Annotated in this window: 16 protein-coding genes and 1 pseudogene; 4 read left to right on the forward strand and 13 right to left on the reverse strand. The window is 39.6% G+C overall.

Annotation, left to right across the window (positions count from 1 at the left end):
* Positions 1 to 54 precede the first annotated feature (54 nt).
* From JOC78_RS01655 to JOC78_RS01665, 3 genes are all read right to left on the reverse strand, one after another.
* On the reverse strand, positions 55 to 1,410 hold the full coding sequence (locus JOC78_RS01655) for a TrkH family potassium uptake protein (protein ID WP_204552383.1): 1,356 nt from the start codon (positions 1,408 to 1,410) through the stop codon (positions 55 to 57).
* Positions 1,411 to 1,580: 170 nt separating this feature from the next.
* Positions 1,581 to 2,345, reverse strand: coding sequence for a DODA-type extradiol aromatic ring-opening family dioxygenase (locus tag JOC78_RS01660; protein WP_204552385.1), 765 nt, complete (start codon positions 2,343 to 2,345; stop codon positions 1,581 to 1,583).
* Between the two features lie 116 nt (positions 2,346 to 2,461).
* Complete coding sequence (locus JOC78_RS01665; RefSeq protein ID WP_204552387.1) at positions 2,462 to 3,478, reverse strand: F510_1955 family glycosylhydrolase; 1,017 nt, start codon at positions 3,476 to 3,478, stop codon at positions 2,462 to 2,464.
* 217 nt (positions 3,479 to 3,695) lie between these two features.
* On the opposite strand from JOC78_RS01665, the gene JOC78_RS01670 reads away from it, so the two are divergent.
* The gene (locus JOC78_RS01670) at positions 3,696 to 4,175 is read left to right on the forward strand and encodes a hypothetical protein (protein ID WP_204552389.1); all 480 of its coding nucleotides are present in this window, start codon (positions 3,696 to 3,698) and stop codon (positions 4,173 to 4,175) included.
* Between the two features lie 74 nt (positions 4,176 to 4,249).
* Here JOC78_RS01670 and JOC78_RS01675 read toward each other — a convergent pair whose 3' ends face one another.
* From JOC78_RS01675 to JOC78_RS17785, 5 genes and pseudogenes are all read right to left on the reverse strand, one after another.
* The gene (locus JOC78_RS01675; RefSeq protein WP_204552391.1) at positions 4,250 to 4,624 is read right to left on the reverse strand and encodes a 2Fe-2S iron-sulfur cluster-binding protein; all 375 of its coding nucleotides are present in this window, start codon (positions 4,622 to 4,624) and stop codon (positions 4,250 to 4,252) included.
* Between the two features lie 13 nt (positions 4,625 to 4,637).
* Positions 4,638 to 5,486 (reverse strand): family 1 encapsulin nanocompartment shell protein, encoded by an 849-nt coding sequence (locus tag JOC78_RS01680; protein WP_204552393.1) that lies wholly within the window; start codon positions 5,484 to 5,486, stop codon positions 4,638 to 4,640.
* Between the two features lie 13 nt (positions 5,487 to 5,499).
* Entirely contained in the window at positions 5,500 to 6,069 is a 570-nt protein-coding gene (locus JOC78_RS01685) for an IMEF encapsulin system ferritin-like cargo protein (RefSeq protein ID WP_204552395.1), read from the reverse strand.
* 188 nt (positions 6,070 to 6,257) lie between these two features.
* Positions 6,258 to 7,037 (reverse strand): methyl-accepting chemotaxis protein, encoded by a 780-nt coding sequence (locus tag JOC78_RS17780; RefSeq protein ID WP_420829892.1) that lies wholly within the window; start codon positions 7,035 to 7,037, stop codon positions 6,258 to 6,260.
* A pseudogene (locus JOC78_RS17785) lies at positions 7,026 to 7,559 on the reverse strand (protoglobin domain-containing protein); the annotation flags it as partial. The pseudogene JOC78_RS17785 and the gene JOC78_RS17780, both read right to left, overlap by 12 nt.
* Positions 7,560 to 7,966: 407 nt before the next feature.
* Between JOC78_RS17785 and JOC78_RS01695 the strand changes: the two are divergent.
* Together JOC78_RS01695 and JOC78_RS01700 are read left to right on the forward strand one after the other, a co-directional pair.
* Positions 7,967 to 8,794 (forward strand): glycerophosphodiester phosphodiesterase, encoded by an 828-nt coding sequence (locus tag JOC78_RS01695; RefSeq protein WP_204552397.1) that lies wholly within the window; start codon positions 7,967 to 7,969, stop codon positions 8,792 to 8,794.
* A gap of 143 nt (positions 8,795 to 8,937) precedes the next feature.
* Positions 8,938 to 9,306 carry a hypothetical protein gene (locus JOC78_RS01700; protein ID WP_204552398.1) on the forward strand — a complete coding sequence of 123 codons (369 nt, stop codon included), beginning with the start codon at positions 8,938 to 8,940 and terminating at the stop codon, positions 9,304 to 9,306.
* 50 nt (positions 9,307 to 9,356) lie between these two features.
* On the opposite strand, the gene JOC78_RS01705 is transcribed toward JOC78_RS01700, so the two are convergent.
* A complete protein-coding gene (locus JOC78_RS01705) occupies positions 9,357 to 9,746 on the reverse strand; it encodes a sporulation protein (protein WP_204552400.1) in 390 nt (129 codons plus the stop codon).
* 440 nt (positions 9,747 to 10,186) lie between these two features.
* On the opposite strand from JOC78_RS01705, the gene JOC78_RS01710 reads away from it, so the two are divergent.
* On the forward strand, positions 10,187 to 10,321 hold the full coding sequence (locus tag JOC78_RS01710; protein WP_204552402.1) for an FbpB family small basic protein: 135 nt from the start codon (positions 10,187 to 10,189) through the stop codon (positions 10,319 to 10,321).
* Positions 10,322 to 10,368: 47 nt separating this feature from the next.
* Here JOC78_RS01710 and JOC78_RS01715 read toward each other — a convergent pair whose 3' ends face one another.
* From JOC78_RS01715 to JOC78_RS01730, 4 genes are all read right to left on the reverse strand, one after another.
* Positions 10,369 to 11,364 carry a polysaccharide deacetylase family protein gene (locus tag JOC78_RS01715; RefSeq protein ID WP_204552404.1) on the reverse strand — a complete coding sequence of 332 codons (996 nt, stop codon included), beginning with the start codon at positions 11,362 to 11,364 and terminating at the stop codon, positions 10,369 to 10,371.
* Between the two features lie 14 nt (positions 11,365 to 11,378).
* Entirely contained in the window at positions 11,379 to 12,665 is a 1,287-nt protein-coding gene (locus JOC78_RS01720; protein WP_204552405.1) for a UDP-N-acetylmuramoyl-tripeptide--D-alanyl-D-alanine ligase, read from the reverse strand.
* A 42-nt stretch (positions 12,666 to 12,707) separates the two neighbouring features.
* The gene (locus tag JOC78_RS01725) at positions 12,708 to 13,910 is read right to left on the reverse strand and encodes a DUF3880 domain-containing protein (RefSeq protein WP_204552407.1); all 1,203 of its coding nucleotides are present in this window, start codon (positions 13,908 to 13,910) and stop codon (positions 12,708 to 12,710) included.
* A 69-nt stretch (positions 13,911 to 13,979) separates the two neighbouring features.
* The gene (locus JOC78_RS01730; RefSeq protein WP_204552409.1) at positions 13,980 to 15,167 is read right to left on the reverse strand and encodes a DUF3880 domain-containing protein; all 1,188 of its coding nucleotides are present in this window, start codon (positions 15,165 to 15,167) and stop codon (positions 13,980 to 13,982) included.
* Positions 15,168 to 15,190 lie beyond the last annotated feature (23 nt).

Consider the following 15,190-nt stretch of genomic DNA (forward strand, 5'->3'; position numbering starts at 1 on the left):
TAAGAGACCCCAGTTTTTTTAATATTCTACGCTTTGCAATAACCCTTCGTGTCATCATCCGATAATTATTCGTTCCTTCGGATAACGGTACTTTTCTTTCTCTGGCACTCCTCGTATTAAAAATAAGAATGAAAATATTCCAATCCGTCCAATAAACATTAAGACAATAATTACAGCTTTTCCGGCTATACTTAGATCTGCTGTAATTCCCATCGAGAGCCCTGTTGTACCGAATGCGGAAGAAACTTCAAACATAATTTCCATTAACGAAAATTGAGGTTCAATATAGGCAAGCACCATAACCGCTAAGCTGCAAATCATTACTGCCGTAGAAATGACAATATACGATTTCACAATATCATCCAATACAATTTCTCTTTTAAATACTTTCACTCTGCTTTGGCCACGGGCATAAGAATAAATGCTCAATACCATGATAGCAAAAGTGGTTGTCCGAATGCCTCCCCCCACACTGCTTGGAGAAGCTCCGATAAACATCAAAATACATAGTAAGACAAGAGTTGGGATTGAAAAGTCATTTACATCCATGGTCGCCAGTCCCCCATTACGGGAGGTTACTGATTGAAATAACGAGTAGAAGAAAGCTTCATGCCATGTCTTACCTACAAAAAAGTGATTGAATTCAAATAAATAAATCAATATAGTCCCTATGACAACTAAACCAAAAAAAGTAAAGGTGGTTACTTTCGCAAACAAAGAAAAATGAAAAGGCACCTTCTCTTTATATTTGAGATATTCTTTTACTTCAATAAGAACAGGAAAACCGATCGCTCCTATGATTAATAATAAAATATTAATAAATTGAACAAAGTAATCATGAGCAAAGGGTATTAAAGATTCACCTGTAATATCAAATCCTGCATTGGTGGTTGCACTTACAGAGGCAAAAAAACCTTGAAGAAAGGCTTCCTGCCACGTAGGAAAATATCTCAGGAAATAAACTCCTAAAATAAACGCACCTATTGCTTCAATTGTAATAATCAACACAAGTATTTGGCGAATGAGCTTTACTATTCCAGACAGCGCAAATTGGTTTTGGTCAGTCATAATTAACTTTCTTTCCCTCAACCCAATTTTTTTACCAAGAATAAGCCAAAAAAAAGTTCCCAAAGTCATAATTCCAATCCCGCCAAACTGCAGAATAACCGCAAAAATGAAAGTGCCTGGAACACTAAGCACCTCATTTATGGGAATTGTTGATAATCCTGTTACGCTGATGGCACTCACTGAAGTGAAGATCGCATCTATTAAGGAAATATCCACATTAGATTTCAATGATATCGGTAAACTAATTAAAATGGTTGAAATAACAACTGCTGTGACATAGTAAAGAACAATTAATTGGACGGTTGATAATCTTTCTGTAAGCTTGAATATTTTACTTCTCATGCTATACCTCATTTATTCTGTTTCGTTTTCTACATTATATAGAAAAAAACCAAACAAAATAAGAGTACATCGAGAAAAATAACACTCGCAAAATCTTTAACATTAAAAGGTTTCAAAATTCATTAAAAACATACCCTAGATGTCTTCCTCTTATCAAATTAGTATGGGAACTAAAACCGCATACAAAGATAACTTAAATTTCCATATTGATACCCGCGGTGAATAACCGTTCCTCTTGCCTCATTTCCGCTCCCCATAGCGATAAAAAGCGGCACAAAATGTTCAGCTCTCGGTACAGCTAATTGGGCGTGCGGTGCAAGTGTGTCCCATTGAAATAATGATTCCGTATCTCCTTGCTCCATTCTTTCGATGAGCCAATCATCAAACTCAGTCGCCCATGATTCAGGTTCCGTTTCTCCCCATTTTAGCACACGCAAATTATGGACCGTCACTCCGCTGCCAATCACCAATATATCTTTTTCGCCTAATGCTCGAAGTGATCGGCCCAGCTTAAACTGTTCTTCTGCAGGAAGATAAGGATTGATAGACATTTGTACAACCGGAATATCCGCTTTAGGATACATGCGGGATAAAAGTGTCCAAGAGCCGTGATCAAGCCCCCTTGTTTCATTTAACTCCACAGATATTCCCTGGCTTTCTAACTGGTTCATTACAATATTAGCTATCTTCTTTGAGCCAGCGGCAGGATATTCAACGGAATATAACTCATCAGGAAACCCTCCAAAGTCGTAGATCGTCTCATACGTATCATCACGATAGGACATGATCGTCTGCTCACTTTCCCAATGAGCCGTAAATAGGACAATAGCTTTCGGTTTAATTTTTTGTCCTAGACTGCCTAAAAAATCGGTGTACTCATTTTGCTCAAGTGCAAGCATAGGCGAACCATGAGCTAGAAATAATGATGGAACCATTTTCCTCACTCCTTTTATCATCAATAAGTTACTTTATGTAACTAAGTTTATAATTATAATCAAATTTCGTCAATAAAAAAACCATTGGACCTCATCAGTCCAACGGCTCGGTGTTTTTATTTAATACTGCCTTTTTCTGTAATCATATCCCAAGATTTGGCCCCGTCATTCGTTAAATAGACATTCCCATTAAATGAAGTAAAGGCAATTTCTTCCTCATTGTTAGGATTCACTGCCAAATACATGACTGCATCTTGATCCATTACCGGTAAATCGATACGTTTTTCCGTCCCATCAGTGAGTGAGCGTTTAATTAATCCTGGTTTGCTGTCATAACTGCCGTACCATAGTGATTCAGACGTGAAAAATACAGAGGTTCCTTGCCCACCCTTTGTAAGTAACGTAAACGTCTTTCCTTTGTCTTCAGTCAGATAGATTCCATCTTTTCCAGCAGCTGCAGCAACCTCAGGGTTATCTGGATGTACGGCCATCATCGAAATTTCATTACCTAATCCTTCTGCTTCCGCTTGCGTCCATGTCTTGGCATCATCTTCACTGAAATAAAGAGCTCCTGCTTCCATCTCTGAATTTTTGTTCGGATTCAGCACATAAATTGTATGCTGATTATAACCGACTCCCATCACATGAAAATCTGTTTCTCCTTCTAACGTTAAGGTCTCAAGAGTTCTGCCATTATTGACACTGCGTTTGATGCCAAAAGGATTGGGAAGACTAGATCCTTCTTCGGGGTGGCCACTCGTGTAAAACCCGTCATTTACCGGAGCAAACCCCATATAATCATGCTTCTGTTCTTTCGTTTCTAACCACTTGCCGTCTTCATACACTTTTAGTCCATGATGAGAAGCGAAAAAAAGAGCGTCCTCATTACCCGCATAGCCCATACCATGTATATGTTCCATCTTTCCTGAAAATGGCTGAAAAAAATCATCATTTGCAATGGTTACTGTTTGGTTTTCAGATGGTTTCTGGCTCTCTTTAGAGTTTTTTTCCGTCTGCGCATTTTCTTCGGTCTTCACTTTTTCTTCCGCTGGCGGCTGTTTTTCATCATTGCCGCATGATGCTAATCCTAACGCTAAACATGATGCTCCGATGATAAAACTAACTTTTTTCATGCTCAATTTCCCCCTGTTACTTTGTGGTTTTAGTATACGTATCGTGTATTTACATTTCAAGCTTCTGCGCATTCGTTAAAAAAATAGTCATAATTAATAAGTAAATCGCAAATAATAATTATATAAAAATGCAATTGACAATGATTATCATTTTCCTTACAATGAAATTAACTACTTTCGGATTTGTGATACATATTCAAGAAGAAGGAGGAACATCATGCTTTCTATGCTGCATGGTTTAAAAGATATTCAGATGGTGATTTCCAATCACCGTAAAATTGGCGGAGCTGCCGAGGCCAGCTCAATTACTTTAGCTTCTGGCGAAACATATCATCATCCTGTGTTTACAAACGTGGACGTGTCTAAAGGACAATATGTGTCTCTTTGCTTTATTGATGATCAAGGAAATAACGTCATGGCCCATGTCGACCAAATTGCCGTTATGAAAGGGCTTGAACATAAATTAATTTGCCAGCTGAATAACACCTATGTAAAGAATATGCTGATGGATGAAACCCTTCTTTATTTAAGAAAGCTTTGTGAAGTGAATGATGGCTTCGTTACGAATTCCTTCAAGAAAGAAGCTTTAAAGCTTGTGCAGGATATTAGTGTCACTGAACTTCAAAAAAGAAAAGTTCAGCTTCCTTTCCCTATTGAGAACAACCTGGTTATGATGAATAAGAAACTGTTTGCATAAAGGAGATTCTTTTGAGTCTCTTTTTTTTTGCAAACGAAAGAAAGACACAAGTCTGCATCGACTTGTGTCTTTCTTTATATAATCGCTGCTTGGCATGCAAGCCTGCAGTCATCTTTTAGTGCCGTTCCAAGCTTCTTTTCTTCCGCAGTATTGGGCTCGGAAAGCAAGGCTTGTCCTTCTTCTACCGTTACTGTACAAACCCCGCAAGTTCCTTTCCTGCACTTATACTGAATCTGTTGTTTTTGTTCTAATGCAGTTTCTAACAAGCTTTGCCCTTTTATTGGCGTAACTTTCCATGAAACTCCTTTTTGAGAACCTTTTATTTCTTGAACAGCGTCTGATTTTTGAGAGAGTTGGATATGATCATCCTTCTTTACCTGCTGAGGCGATTGATGAACGGTTTCTCTCCCTGGAATTAAGGAACCGACAGAAAAAGCTTTCTTCGTCATCCAACCCCTCCATTTATTCCTTCGGGTCTGCTAATGTACAAATAGCGGAAGGACGCTTAATACGCAGCACGACAGTTTCGTACACGCGGAACGGATGATTCATGCCTTCTTCACCTAAATAAGCGGTGTCAAAGTCCTCAGAAACAGCCAAATCTAAATTGTTTCTGCCTGTATTCACTATTAAGCCTGTTTTCCCTTTTAGAACAGGAGACTGAAATACGCCGTCTGTAATTAGTTCGCGAACATGCTCAATTTCTAATACATTCGTATCCTTATGCACGCGGTGCAGCAATGAGTAAAGTTCAGGAGACAGAACCATGGCAAACGGGCCAGTGTGTCCCATTTCCATTAACTTATTGCGGGCGTCTACCACATCCTGGAATGCACTTCCTGACTCATACCAATTGCCAATCAGGTGCGTTTGACGTCCTTTTACGTTCATGAGTCCAGGAATGTCCAATTCTTTTGATCCGTGGAAAATCATTTGGTCTTCTAGTCTTGCTACTTCACGGGCAGCATTTGCAGCCGGGGAGAAATCAATCGGAATATCTAATGTTTTGGCTTGCTCTAAATCTCTCCAAAATAGAACAAAATCTTTATAAATCATTGGGATCGTGTAATTCACTCGTTTTCCGGGTTCATAGTCGGTATCGAAAGCTCCTTGAACATCCATTTTTGCTTCGCTGTTTTCCATGTAGATGTCATTATGGATGCTTTGCACGCCTCTTCCAAGCGGACCATACAGCTCAATAAAGCGGCGGCCTACTAGCTGTCTTCTTGCGGATTCAATGACTGTTTGATCTAATAAATCGAAATCGTGGCTCTTTAAAGGTGCATCTGGATATAGCTGGGCTTTATTCATATATAAATCCTCCTCAATGTTTAGAAATTAATGTGCCGACTGTAAAACCTTTTTTAGCCGGAGGTTGAACAGATTCGGTATTGGATGCTGGCTTGGATAAGTGATCATGGTGCTCATCATGATGGGCATGCGGATCATGAAAATTCGTATCGAATCGCGCGTTTACTTCTGCTAGCCATGCTTTTAACTGCTGGTAATCTTTATAGCTGACTTCGCGCATGCTTGTTAATAGGGTCTGGCGTTCTTCATCTTTAAATTGAAATAAAGCTAAATCAAGATGCTCTACAAAATTATGCAGACCAAATTTTTCTAAATTCAGTTCCTGCAACAGCCGGTTGAACTCATTGTTAGCAGGAGAAAATGCTTTTTCATTGTCCTCTTGTTTAAACTTCGCAATTAACGGAATTAATTCAGCAAGCCTTGAAAGCCGCTGCTCTTCTTCTTCATAAATATGATGATAATAAAGCCGCTCATGCTCATCAGTTGCCTGATTGATCACAGGATCAAGCATCCCCATAAAGTCTTCAATAGCTGCTTTCGTCGTTGTGAAAATGTCGTAAAACGTTTCTAACTCTTTCTTCAAAGCCGGCACCTCCTAAAAGTTATTTCTTTGACTTCAATTATAAAGGTTTGCTGACACAAGAGCAAAATTATTGCTAATTCTCTGATACTTATTGTTGAAAAATGCAAAAAAACAAGGAGTTGTGACGAACGAATACTTTAGCAAACGACAAAAAAGCCCGAATCCTATTCGGACGGCTTTCCACTTAATTAAGCCATGTTAGCAGCTTCATTTAAATTCTCGGCAGATTCGGCTACACCTGTCATAGCAGAACCAATTTCTCTAATTGTTTCTGAAAGCGTATTCATCTGAGAACCAACTTCCGATATCTTCACTACACTTTCTGTCATATAAGAGGATATATGGTGAAAGGCTTCATTTGTTTGCGATGATTTTTCTTTACCCGCTTGAACGGATTCATTCACTTCCTGTAATGTTTCATTCACATTCTTCGTGTATTCATTCGATGTCTTAATCAAATGATCAATTTGAGCGATCGAATTTTTCGTTTGATCGGCTAGCTTCTTTACTTCATCGGCCACAACCGCAAACCCTTTTCCGTGCTCTCCCGCTCTTGCTGCCTCTATGGCAGAGTTCAATGCTAAAAGATTCGTTTGATCGGCAATGGTTTGTACAATTTTTACTACATCTGTTATTTGGCTGGATGATTCAATCAAGTGATTAACAATTTCATTCATTTTGCTGTTATGATCAAAAATGACTTGGATTTCTGCCGTTAAGTCGTCTATTAATTGCTGGCCCTCACAAGCTAATTGCTGCGCACGCTTGGACTGTTCATTTGTTTCAAATACTAGCTGGGTCACTTCATTGCTATTGCTGATCAATGCTTCTAGTGAAGCCGTTGTCTGTTCCGAAAGAGCAACAAGTTCTGTACTGGTATCAAGAATTTTCCCTTTAATCTCGCCCTTTACTTGGTCATACTGCTTCTCTCTTTGAAGAATACTCTCCGTTTCATACGCTTCTAACACAATTTGCTGTTCTAAGCTCAACAATTTTGTTATGGCTAACGAGATCTTTTCTACTTCTTCTCTTGACGGGACATGCTCAAAGATTAAGCGGAGCATGGCGTATTGAAGGTTTTGAAAGGCGCCCATATACCAAGCCGGCTTTAAGCCGATTAAGTAGTGGATTTTTGCCACTCGGATTCTTTTTTCGACGAATGACTGATCGATACGGCCGTTAAATAGATCAATCAAATGGTCACTGAGTGTATTTCTTAACCGGTCTACACTGCTATGCTTTTGAACCATATCACTTAACTCGTTTACTTTTAATATCGTTGAGTAAAACTCTTCCACCAATTGATCAATATACTCTTTAATTAAAGGCTGCACTTTACAGATCAATTGTAAATCTTCTTTTTTTAAATGGATCATTTCCAATTTCGCTGCTAATTGAGAATGGTCAATAGAAAGGGTGACTGGCACGTCTGTCAAATTCTCTAACCACTTTACTTCTTGTGATTTCCTACCAAATAATGCAACCATCATTTTTCCCTCCTTAGCTACAATAACCCATTCACATCCCCCACAGATATCATGGACTATTTCTTTATAACTATAATATATTTCAACATAAAGTAATATAATCCTTCTTTTATATTTACTTTTTCTTTACAATCAACCTTTACAGTAGAGTAGACAAAACGAATGATTCTTATATTATCAATCTATTTACAATTGTTATTTCAATATAAAATTCTAGAGAGAGCTGACTATTTAAAAAATTTTCTGCCTCCTCCCAGTCAATGCCCCTGTTCCCATTGTAAAGATTTAGGTGAGAATCTTCCTGTTATTGTTTATATAAATGTCACCTTACATCCACACACTCCACATACTGGGTTAATATCCAATCGATAAACTGACGATGTAGTTAATAATAATGAGGAGCTGAGAGAATGACGAAAAAAGCTTTAATCGGAGCAGGGATGGCGTTAGCTTTTATGGTTCAGCCTATTCAACAAAGCTATGCAACAGATTCAATCGGAGAGATTAGACAAGTCGATAATGTGGCTCACCGGGGCGCTGCGGGGTATGCACCTGAAAATACGATGGCCGCATTTGATAAGGCAATGGAAATGAAGGCAGACTATATCGAAATAGATGTGCAACGAAGCAAAGACGGCGAATTAGTGGTTATTCATGATCATACAGTTGATCGTACAACGGATGGAACAGGCTACATCAAAGATTTAACTTTTGACCAAATAAGAGAACTTGATGCCGGAAGTTTTAAAGGCGAAGAATTTAAAGGAGAAAAGGTTCCTACATTTGAAGAAGTGTTAGATACATATCACGGAAAGATCGGCATTTTAATCGAATTAAAATCACCAGAACTTTATCCAGGGATGGAAGAACAAGTAGCTGAAGAGTTAAAGGAAAGAAAGCTGGATCAGCCACAGAATGAAAAAACAATTCTTCAATCTTTTAACTTTGAATCTATGAAAAAAATGGACGAGCTTCTGCCCAAAGTGCCTATCGGTGTATTAACCTCCTCTAAGCTGGATACGACTCCAGAAGCCTTAAAGGAGTTCGCACAGTATGCTGATTACTTTAATCCGAGTTATTCCCTTGTAACAGAAGACTTGGTTGACCAAGTGCATGCAGAAGGAATGCAAATCTCTTCTTGGACGGTCCGCAGTCCAGAGACAGCTGAATTTCTATTAAAAATGAATGTAGATGCCATTATTTCAGACTATCCAGATTATGTAGATCCTCGACACTAAAGTGTATAGCCCTCCGAGTAATCGGAGGGCTTCTTTCTCTATTCCCTCTTGTCTGCTAGGCTTTTACCCTGTCAATTCGCCTTTGCCTACATAATCTATAAGGTATTCACCCAAATTTTTTTATGAAAAGGAGACGAAAGCGAATGAATCCATATCAATTTCCTTATGGATATTACCCCCAGCAGGATGCTTCATTTATGCCATACGATCCATATTCTTATCAGCTTCAAGATCAATCTGTTCAAGACGACCGACAGCCTCCGAGTCAGGAGCTGCAGCGAAGAGTAACTGCGCTTGAAAGACAAAATGAACGTCAAACTCAAGAAATTAACCGCCAAAATCAAGAGATCAACCGAATCAATCGAGAAATCAATCGCATTAACCAGGAAATTAATCGACTGAATCAAAATGATCAGCGGCACACACGCCGCCTGAATCGCTTAAACCAGCGTTTAAGAGCAGTAGAAAACAGATTAAACATACCTTTTGCTGCCTCTGAAGACGGTTTCTAAACAAGAGATTACGAGTGCCCGGCCTAAAGAGGTCAGGCACTCTTCTCTATTTATTCAATTATGCGAATCATATCCAGATCATAGCTCTCCACGCCTTCATTAAACGTAAGCTTTGTTTTAAAACGATAAGACAAATGGCTAGCGGACGCTTTCAGAGTTTCTGGCAACCGGAAGGTAAATGACACTTTATTCAACTCCTCAGAATGAATGCGCGTCGAAGTAAAAATCGTTACTGTATCAACTGATGTTTCCGTTTTTTCTTCATGATCGGTCACGACTAAATCACAATTAATCCCTTTTAGCTGCTGTTCTACCGTTCCTCCTCTGATCAGAAAGTAGCCTTCTACTTTTTCACCCGGTTTATAAGTTTCCTTTTCTAGTATTAAATCAATCTTTGCTGAGCCTATTCCCAATAAAGACATATATCTTCTAAGTATCATAACCATCCTCCAATTTATTTATATCTCCATTTGTGTGCTTAAACAGAAAAAACCTTTACCCATTTCAGGTAAAGGTTTTTTTAATAAATAAAGACCTTACCCAACATGGTAAAGGTCTTGCTAACAACGTCAGGTTGCCAACAAAGCCGGGGGGCATACCAACCACCGTAATGACGACTTTGCTGTAAAAGCTACTCCCCTTTAGGAGACACATTCATTTAATTAAAATTAATAATAATGGACTATAAGCCCCTCTGTCAATCCTTTTCTCTGCTCAAATGTTCCACTATTCCTAACTAACATCTAAAAACGGAGGTATGTGACCATTTGTCATACTTTCGTCAAATTTATTCTGTTACAAAACCTCATAATTGTTGTATTATTTTAAAAAGAGTTTATTTTCTGATTTTTTAATCAATTAAATATAAGGAGTGTTTCACATGCGCCGCAAAAGCAAAAAAACATTTGAAGAACTCATGAAGGAAAATAAGCAAGAGTTGTTAAATGATCAGCAGGCATTGGAGAAAATAGAAACTCGCATTGAAAAAAGACATGAAATAAAAAAGCTGGCTTAATAGATAAAAGGTTATCTCTTTTTAGCGATAACCTTTTTTCAATTCAATTACTCATCCAGAAACATCATTTCAGATATCGTAACAAACTGATAGCCTTGCTCTGATAACCGGTCAATAATAACTGGCAGTGCTTCCACTGTTCCATCTAAAGGCATACAGTTATGGGAATGCTGTAAAATAATTGAACCAGGCATTGCCTGATCCATCACCTTATGAATGATCCTCTTTTTAGAAAGCCCTTTCCAATCTTGTGTATCCACCGACCACAACACTACCTTTAACCCTAAATCATTGATCACCTCTATGTCATTCGCTGTAACATCTCCAAATGGAGGCCTCATGACCGTTGGAAAACAGCCGGACACTTGCGCGATGACTTGCTCCGTTTGGTCGATCTCCTCTATTAATTCAGACGTTGTCAATTCACTAAATTCCGGATGAGTAAAGCTGTGGTTACCAACTTCATGTCCTTCATCGATGATCCGGCACAGCATTTCCGGAAACCACTTAACCTGTTGTCCGACTACGAAGAAGGTCGCTTTCACTTGTTTTTCTTTTAAAATGTCTAAAATTTTAGGCGTATATTCTTCATCCGGTCCATCATCGAATGAGAGGGCAATCTGTTTATATGCACCAGTCCCATTGTAATAGAGATCTTGATTGGAATCATCGCATAAGTTAGTACACACATGAATGATTGAAAGCTGATCTTCCGTCCATATTTTCATACCGAGTTTCTTCCCTATTTCTCTTAGCGAGACACATAACCGGCCATTTTTGACGACTAACGGTGTTCGCAAGGAGCCTTGAACCAAACCATCAGGATGTCTCAGAAAAAAATGTCCATCCTCACCTGAACGATAGACGCCCAAAAAGAGGGCGTCAGTATAAATATAGGCCATCCGCTGCACCAGGTTCACATCTACTGCAGCTCCTGTATTTTTAAAAAAAAGCACAGAAACCATCACATTTCCATCTTGTATCCAATATTCTGTTTCTATCGGGTTCCCATTTACATGAATGATTCCATAATGTCTGCTCATATTCTTCTCCGTTCCTATTTCTCTTTGTTATAAAAGAAGGGAAATGGAAACCACTGCTGAATCGACCCAAAGAATGTTTTAGGCGCTTTAGAATCTGTTGATATGGCAGGAGCATCTTTAGCCAGTTCTTTCTTAGGCTGTGTATATTTTTCTGGATCTAACTTGATCGTTGGAAGGTTTTGAAGCAGGTATCGAACCGTTTCAGTCATTTCAATTTCTTTTTTATTTTCAATGCTCATATACCCCATAAGAAGAATGGAAAGCTGCGGCTGTGCCTTTTCAATTATTTTCCCTTGTAATTCCTCAATAGATTCGAAATGCATCCATTGCTCTTTTGAAAATCCGCTTGCAAGAGCTCCTTCTCCAATCCATTTACCTTCTTGGCCATACGTATATAAATAATTTACGTTCTTTTTGGCTGCGTGCTCTCCTAATTGCAGATGCTCATCTTTGGAATAGATACCTAGGCTGAGCATGTCTCCTAAGACAGCAATATTCACACCTTTGCCGACTTCCGTTAAAACGTCGAGTCCTGCTTTGACTGCACAAGGCTTCGCGTCAAACGTGTAATACATAAACGTCATTCCATTCGTTAAACGGTGTACATTTAACCTGAAGTAAGAGGAGTAATTGTCGCAAAATGTATCGAGCCCTGCTTGCATTTCGAGTGGACTGCACCCTAATCGATGAGTAACTGCAATGGCGAATAGGGCGTTATAAATGTGGTGAACTCCATAGATAGGAACAGTAAACAGAATGTATTCTCCATTCAAAAAGACCTTAAACGACATCCCATCTTCCGTATAAAGAATGTCTTTCGCATAATAATCTGCGGAACCTTTCATTCCAATCGTAATGACTTCCCCTTGAAAGCCGCTGATTGATAATAGCTTTGAATTCTCATCATCAGCATTGATGAAAAGCCAGCCATCCTGCTTCATCCCGTGTATTAACTCAGATTTCGCTGCAGCTACCCCTGCTAATCCTCCCCGCTTTTCGAAATTGCCAATGTGAGCTTTTCCGACATTTGTAATCATTCCAATGTTTGGCTGTATCAGTTGGCAATGCTTCGCGATTTGACCCGCTTGAAGCATGCCGTATTCTAAAACAATAGCTTCATCTGACTCTTCGATTTGTTTGACATACTGGGAAGTAAACCAGACATCGTTGCCATTTTCTCGTGATTTAAACGTTTTAAATCGCTGGTGCAAGATCGACGCAGTCATTTCCTTTGTTGTTGTCTTCCCCGAACTTCCCGTCACTGCAATAACCGGACGATGAAACTCCGCCGCATCAGACATATTCTGTCCTTCCTTTCATCGGTTTATATTTAGGATTTCCTCTTATCCTTCGTTTCTCAAATCTTTCACTTTGATTCTTTGTTCCTCATAAATCATCTCAGAAGTCATTTGATTTAATGATTGAATGGATGCCACTGTGACACCAAAGGATTTAGCAATACTATATAAGGTGTCTCCTTTTTTAATTGTATAGAAAAGATAGTCGTCTTCCTTTTCTTGTTCGAAATAAATAAGTGTCCCGTTTTTACGGCGGCGGTCTGATTCTATTGAGAGTATGTCAGAATCAATTAATATATCGACCATTTGCTTCGCACGAGCCCGATACGTATGGTGCTGAACAGATTTTCTGCCTTTTTTTTGAATGGCATGACGCTTATGAGGGTGTGCTAAAAAGTCTTCTACCAGCTGCACCGTTTCTTCTGGAGAAGCAGACACCGCGACGTCTTTTCCTGGTTTAAACATGCTTCTTACACCTGGCGTATCGAGCGTTAACAGAAATCCGCCTGATCCGAGAATTTCAAACGTTCTTTGCGTCAATAGATCGGGATAGTTTTGCAAGCCGATCATGATATTGGCTGAACTGTAGACTTTGTTCGCCTCTGGATACGGCATATGCCCATGAATCCAATGGGAAGGGATTTCTTTGCCAAAATAATCACCCATCTTATCCCAGTTCTTCCCCCAAAAATCTACGCGAATATTTCGTTCGAGCAGCGGGCGGATTAATGTCTGAATCGCTTGGTGGCGGTAATGATCCGGGTACTTATCTAAAATATCAGGGTAGGCATTAGCGACTACTGCAATATTGGCGCAGTATCTAGCGATAGGCTGTACGGGGCAATGAAGGGAAGGTTCAAACCCGAAATCCAGCCGAGCGGCAGGAATTCCTAACTCCTTATACCTTCTGACCGTTTTAGGGCAAAGAGTAAAGACGAAATCAGGCTTCATTCGTTCAATTAAAGGGATGGACCATACGTCCGTATAGGCAGGGTCTTCAACAGCCCAGTAAACAAGGGGTACGTTTGACTTCTTTACTTGCTCGTGAATAAGCAGCTGTTTTTCTGTTGTTTGCTCTAGCCCCCAGCCAATGGACACAGCAACATCGGGCTGAAATTCAGCGAACATTTTTTCAAGGTTTACCTTATTGATTGGACCTGAAATCATCACTTCATGCCCGTCCTCCTGAAACCCAACAGGAAGGTTATTACACCAAATTTGACTGCTCTCTAAGAAAATAATACGCATGCAATCTCCTCCTTTCTACTAGTTTACTTACAGTCGGAATCATGCGTGTAGGATAAGCGGCAATAAATATTACTTCTCTTTTAACTTAAGGGTTTGGTTGACTTTAATCAGATCTGTCTTTAGCCCATTCAGCCGTTTGATCTGCTCCACACTGATCCCTGACTTGATTGAAATAGCCCATAATGTATCATTCGGCTGAACTTGATAGATTTCATATTCTTTACTAAGCATGGCAGAATAATCTGTGAGGCTGCCTTTCCCTGGTCTAGCTTTTTCATTAGAGAGCAGGCCGGCTTGAATTAGAGTCTTAATGATATAGCGCGCTCTTTGTTCATAGGAATGCCTCTTTACCTTCTCCACCCCGGACTTGACTATTTCTTTGCGTTCTTCCGGATGATTTAAATAATAATTCACTAATTTCACTGTCTCCTCAGCAGATGAAGAGACAAGCAAATCTTCTCCCGGCTGAAACATCCGTCTGACTTCTGGCGTATCATTTGTTAACAGCAGCCCGCCTGAACCTAATATTTCATACGTCCGCTGCGTGACTTGAGTCAAATGGTTTTGAATCCCCAGTATAATATCCGCCGAACTATACACTTTATTGGCTTCTGTATATGGCAGATATCCGTGAATCCATTCTTTCGGTATGGGCTTTCCGATGATGTGATCCATTTGGTCCCAATAACGCCCCCAAAAATCAATCCGCTTATTTTCTTTTAAAAATGGACTGAGCAGCCTATTCATTGCCTGAAAGCGAAAGTGATCTGGTCTTTCTTTATGAAGCATGGGATAGCCATTTGCCACAACCGCTAAATTAACAGCATATCTCTGTTCTGTCTGTGCTGGATGATGAACACTGGAATGATAGCCGAAATCTAAGTGGGCTGCCCTAATCCCCTGTTCCTTATAGAAGGCTACCTTCTCTAAACAAATCGTAAAAACAAAATCCGGCTGAGTGGTTTTAATCAGAGGCAAAGAAAAGGTATGAATATAGCCGGGATCTTCTGTCGCCCAGTACACATGAGGAATGCCAGAAGGCTTTACATACTTGCGGATCCATTGCTGCTTCTCCTCTGTGTGCTCTGGTGTGTGACCTAAAGTAACGATTAAATCTGGCTGAAAACGGGATACCATGTCCTGTATCCCGTTTTCCGTCAGTGCTCCTGATACAAGCACATCGTGTCCAGCATCACAAAAACCATTCGGAAGCCCATGAATCCACATTGGATGACTTTCCAAAAATAATATCCGCACGAAAACTTGCTCCTTTGCATCAT

The sequence above is a fragment of the Bacillus ectoiniformans genome (genome assembly GCF_016908875.1).
Taxonomy (GTDB): Bacteria; Bacillota; Bacilli; order Bacillales; family Domibacillaceae; genus Bacillus_BX; species Bacillus_BX ectoiniformans.